The organism is Pseudomonas sp. TNT3 (assembly GCF_010095445.2).
Classification (GTDB): domain Bacteria; phylum Pseudomonadota; class Gammaproteobacteria; order Pseudomonadales; family Pseudomonadaceae; genus Aquipseudomonas.
Genome location: NZ_WFGV02000116.1, coordinates 1 through 4,851, shown reverse-complemented (window position 1 = coordinate 4,851; position 4,851 = coordinate 1). Strand labels below are relative to the sequence as shown.

Sequence of the window (4,851 nt, the reverse complement as noted above, 5' to 3'; positions counted from 1 at the left end):
AGCGGTACCAGATGCCGACTTCAGCCAGCAGGCGGTCGATGAAGGCCAGGTCGCTTTCGCCGAACTGCATGACCTGTTCGCGCTTGGGGTAGTCGCGGTGCAGGTGGAAAAGGAAGTCCTGGCCTTCAAAGTCGTGACGGCTGCGCAGGATGTGCTCGACGATTTCCGGCACGGATTGGTGCTGGTAGATGCGGAACTGTTGGCCCCTGCCCAGCCGTGCGAGGCGCGGTTGCAGGGTGATTTCGTAGCGTGCTTCGTCGTTGGAGCCGGACAGGCGCTTGAAGCCGGTGATCACCCCGCGCAAGGTGCGCAGGGGGTTGATCTCGGGCTTGGGCAGGCCGTGAATGAACAGCGGTGGCACGGCGGCGAAGAGGCTGAACTGGGCGTATTTGTTTAGCAGCTGCTCGGCACCGATGTCGAGTTGCGTGGAGGTGAACTCGATGAGGTAGGTGAAGGGTTGGCTGAGGCGTTCTTCGCCATGGAAGGCCAGGACGTCGAGGGGCAGGTCGACGCGGCGGACCTCGAGTTTGTGGCGGCTGTGGTCGAAGAAGGTGGGGAGAGAATCGAGCATTTTCAGGCCTTCCTGGTCTGTAGTGGGACGTCAGGAAGGGAGCCCTTCCCCCCTGTTCCAAAGGGTAGAAAGCTTTCAAGAAATGGGTGCAATTTTATATAGGATGTTTCCGCGTGAGGCGTAGGACGGGTCCGGGTTTTGGGGCGCTGTAGCTGTAGGAAAAATCGTGTTCTGACGGGATGATTTGGCGGCTTGGGCTTATTGCTGTGGGGGCTGTTCGGGCCTCATCGCGAGCAGGCTCGCTCCTACAGTTGACCGTGTTTTTTGGGGATTATTTGCCTGGCTGGGAAACGGTATTGGGCATGCTGAACCTCTTTCTGGATGGCCCTGTTTAATCGCAGTCAGCTTCACTTCTTGAAAGCTACAGTTTCTTGCGTCGATGCCTACAGGTACGCCAGAATCCGCCGGCTTGTGCGCCTTGGGTGCGGGCTCTATCGTTGATTGGTCGCTGAAAACAGCGATCGGGTTTGGTAGCCCGGATACCTGGTGCATAGCGCGACCTTATTCAGAGGTTCTATCTTCCTCTGTTTTTATGGTGGCCATGCGCAGGGCGTCCTCGGACGCGCCGGGTTTCCAGGTACACCGGTCTACCAACCTTCGTATGGCCACCACCCTTCGTTTGGTGGCGAGGTTGATGGCTCCCTGTTCCAAACCTGGAGTTTCATCTATGACCAAGGTAACGCCCAATCCGCCGGACACCGATCCGACAGCATCCTGCGAAAATCCCGATTCAAGTAATCCCGACAACACAACCGATCGCACGCCCTCGATCGCCGACATCAAAGCCACCCCTCGCAAACTCTGCACCTTCTTCACGGTCAATCCCGATCTCGAAAACGAAACCTTGCTGGCCTATGCTTGCGAGTCACTGGCGTCGGCCAATGTCATGGCCACGGATCTTGCGGATCATCTGGAGGGTAGTTCGCGGAATGCGTTGTTGGGGATTGCTCAGGTCATCATGCTGGGCGAGCTGACGGTGAATCGGGTGTTGGATCGCATCGAGTCGTTGGAGTAATGACTTAACCCAAAGATCAAAAGATCGCAGCCTCGTTTCACTCGACAGCTCCTACACCGGTTTTGCGTGAACCTGTAGGAGCTGTCGAGAGAAACGAGGCTGCGATCTTTTGATTTTATTCCTAAGACACCTCAATCATCCGGCATCTCAGGCGGCTTCGTCGGTTTCGCAGGCTTCACCGGTTTTGCACCCTTCGCGCCTTTCGCCGCGGGCTCGGCTTCAGCCGCCGGCGCTACCGTCGGCGCCGCGGCTTCTTTCTCAGCCATTGGCATTGCGTCAATGGCACTGAAAATCTCCTTCAGCTCGACCTTCCCCGTCTGCTCAAGCTTCTTCTCGCCATCCTTGCCCACCAGAATGACCTTGGTTTGCGCACCAGCGCCCAGTTTGAGCGCCCGGATCAGCGCCATCGTGGTTTGCGGATCGAGGTCCTTGCCATCACGCTGGCCCATCGTATTGATCACCGAATACAGCACCATGTTTCGCTCGGTGAAACCCTGTTTGTTGGCAGGCTCTTCCAGGGACTTTTTCAGGCCGACCCACGTCGGATCCACCGAGCTGGGAGCGATGACAATCAGCGGACGGGACCTGCCCTTGTCCATGTCCAGCGGTGAGTCGCCATCAGCAGCGAACAAAGGGCCGGCAAGAACCAGCAAGGTAGTCAGGGTCAATGACCTGATGAGCATGCGCATCTCCTTTTGATATCCACGCTCTAATGATTGCGCATCGCGGCGATTGTTCCGGGTGACGCACCACGATTGTGTTTCGCCATGCTCAAAGCTTAGGTCAGGGCGGTCATTGCGCAACCGGCCAAACCGGTTGCAGCGCGGAATTTGATTACCCGTGGTGATCGTTTTATTGTCCCTTTCACGAATGACGAACGACTCGTCATCCCCAGGAAAAGGAGTTTCGACTGCCATGCAAATCGTCTATCTCTGCGACCATCCGGCGCTGATACCGGAACTGGCCGAGCTGAACTTCAAGGAGTGGGGTCACTTCAAGCCCCACGATACGCTCGAAGCCAGAACCGAACGCATGCGCAAAGCTTGCGGTAAAGGCGCCGTGCCCACGGTGGTGGTCGCCATCGAAGATTCACAGCTGCTCGGTGGCGCCCTGCTGATCGACAGCGACCTGGCGTCGCGGCCTGACCTCACACCCTGGCTGGCGGGGGTTTACGTGAAGGCCGAACACCGTGGTCGGGGCGTTGCATCGGCGCTGGTCACGCGAATCGTCGAGGAAGCCGCGGCGCTTGGGATTCCCGAACTTTACCTTTATACCGACACGTCCCAACCGCTCTACGCCGGGCTGGGCTGGGAAGTCGTCGAAGACACACTGGATGACGAAGGCCTTGCGATCACCGTGATGAAGCGCGACACCTCCAAGGCCTGACGCAATCCTGCTTAACTCATGGGAGTGAATCCTGGAGGCTTATCTCATGAGCGCTCAGTTAAACCACACCATCGTCTGGTGCCGAAACAAGCAGGCCTCGGCGACGTTCCTCGTCGAGATCCTTGGTTTGTCGGCCGCAGAGCCTTTCGGCCCGATGCTGATGGTGAAGTTGGACAACGGCGTGTCGCTGGACTTCTACGACAACGATCCGCCGATTGCCTCTCAACACTATGCCTTCCTGATCGGCGACGACGATTTCGATGCCGCCTTTGCGCGCCTGCAGGCACGCCAGCTGCGGTGGTGGGCCGATCCCGGCAAGCTACGGGCCGGCGAGATCAATGACTATGGCGGTGGACGGCGGGTGTACTTCGATGACCCGGATGGCCATCTGCTGGAAATCATGACCCGAGCTTAAGGAACAATCAGAACGCCAGTTTGTAGCCGATCAAAACCAGCATGGTGGCCAGGCACGGACGCAAGACTTCATCGGAAATGCGACCGGTCAAATGACTGCCCAGCCAGATGCCCGGCAACGAACCGATCAGCAAATAACCCAGCACCTGCCAGTCCATATTGCCCATGCTGGCGTGACCGAGGCCTGCCACCAGGGTCAGCGGCACCGCGTGAGCGATTTCGGTACCCACGAGACGGCGGGTTGGCAGCAGCGGATAGAGAATAAACAGCGCCACCGTGCCCAGGGCTCCGGCACCGATGGACGTCAAGGCGACCATGGTGCCGAGCACCAGGCCGGTGATAACGGTCATGACATTCAGGCGCGGGCCGCTGGGGTTGTAGTTGCCGCCCGCGCGTTTGTGGGCGAAATCCAGCAAACGCTTCTTGAAGAAAATCGCCAGGGCGGTAGCAAACAGTACAAAGCCCAGGGCCTGTTTGATGACGGCGTTCATGGCATCGGGCGACGTGTGCAGCGTGCTCAGGAACCAGAGCGTCATCGCCACTGCCGGCACACTGCCAAGGGTCAGCCAACCGGTGATGGCCCAGTCGATGTTCTTGTTCTTTCGGTGAACCAGCACGCCACTGGATTTGGTGATGGCCGCGTACAGTAGGTCGGTGCCGACTGCCGTGGCCGGGTTGATACCGAACCACAGCAGGATCGGCGTCATCAACGAACCACCGCCGACGCCAGTCATGCCAACGATAAAACCCACCACCAGTCCGGCGACGATCAACCCGAAGTTCACAAATTCCATTAAACCGTCCACAGACCGCAGGAAAAACTGGCCCGCAGCATAGCGATTTTTCTTATAACCACTTATATCGTTGCGGACTATCGTTATATCCAACTTATTTTCAGATGCCCCCGAGTTCAGCTGTAGAAGCTGTCGTGTGAAACGAGGTTGCGATCTTTTGACCTTGCCGCTGCGTGACCTGACGCTTGAGCCTACGCATTTCCCTGTGGGAGCCGAGCTTGCTCGCGATGACGGACTCACAGCCGACAGGTTTCTTGCAGATATCACCGGATCAGACCGCTATCGCGAGCAGGCTCACTCCTACAGTTTGATCTGGGGGCATCCGAGAGAAAGTTGTCGGCTGTCAGGCCGCCATCGCCGGCAAGCCAGCTCCCACATTTTGATCCGGGTACTTCAGAGGAATACCCATCGTCTATCAGGCCGTCATCGTCGGAACGCCGCCCGGACCAAGCTCGGCTCCCACAGGTGAACGCGTGAACTTCGAAAGTCAGGTCGGCTGTCAGGCCGCCTCGCTTTGCTTCTGATCTGCTTTTGATTTTGATCATCTTGCCCCATGGGAAGGCCGAGCGCAGGTTCTGCGCAGTGGGCAACCCGGCATGGATGCCGGGTTAGCCGCGCACGGCCATGGATGGCCGATCGCGGCGGGCCCACGGAGCAGGACCGGAGCGAGG

Annotated in this window: 6 protein-coding genes; 3 read left to right on the top strand and 3 right to left on the bottom strand. The window is 58.3% G+C overall.

All coding sequences use genetic code 11. The features are described from left to right. Window positions 1-571, bottom strand: a 571-nt coding sequence (locus tag GBC55_RS29520; RefSeq protein WP_162441172.1) for a type VI secretion system Vgr family protein, incomplete at its 3' end; no start/stop codon positions are given. Between the two features lie 667 nt (window positions 572-1,238). Here GBC55_RS29520 and GBC55_RS29515 point away from each other — a divergent pair. Further along, window positions 1,239-1,586: a DUF6124 family protein gene (locus GBC55_RS29515; RefSeq protein WP_162441171.1), complete on the top strand. Its 348-nt coding sequence runs from the start codon at window positions 1,239-1,241 to the stop codon at window positions 1,584-1,586. 131 nt (window positions 1,587-1,717) lie between these two features. Here the strand turns inward: GBC55_RS29515 and GBC55_RS29510 are convergent, their stop codons facing one another. Continuing rightward, on the bottom strand, window positions 1,718-2,269 hold the full coding sequence (locus GBC55_RS29510; RefSeq protein WP_162441170.1) for a DUF4174 domain-containing protein: 552 nt from the start codon (window positions 2,267-2,269) through the stop codon (window positions 1,718-1,720). 232 nt (window positions 2,270-2,501) lie between these two features. On the opposite strand from GBC55_RS29510, the gene GBC55_RS29505 reads away from it, so the two are divergent. Both GBC55_RS29505 and GBC55_RS29500 read left to right on the top strand, forming a co-directional pair. Next, window positions 2,502-2,972, top strand: a complete 471-nt coding sequence (locus GBC55_RS29505) for a GNAT family N-acetyltransferase (RefSeq protein WP_162441169.1) — start codon at window positions 2,502-2,504, stop codon at window positions 2,970-2,972. A gap of 46 nt (window positions 2,973-3,018) precedes the next feature. After that, on the top strand, window positions 3,019-3,387 hold the full coding sequence (locus GBC55_RS29500) for a VOC family protein (RefSeq protein ID WP_162441168.1): 369 nt from the start codon (window positions 3,019-3,021) through the stop codon (window positions 3,385-3,387). 7 nt (window positions 3,388-3,394) lie between these two features. Here the strand turns inward: GBC55_RS29500 and GBC55_RS29495 are convergent, their stop codons facing one another. Continuing rightward, a complete protein-coding gene (locus tag GBC55_RS29495) occupies window positions 3,395-4,180 on the bottom strand; it encodes a sulfite exporter TauE/SafE family protein (RefSeq protein ID WP_162441167.1) in 786 nt (261 codons plus the stop codon). Between the last annotated feature and the right edge of the window lie 671 nt (window positions 4,181-4,851).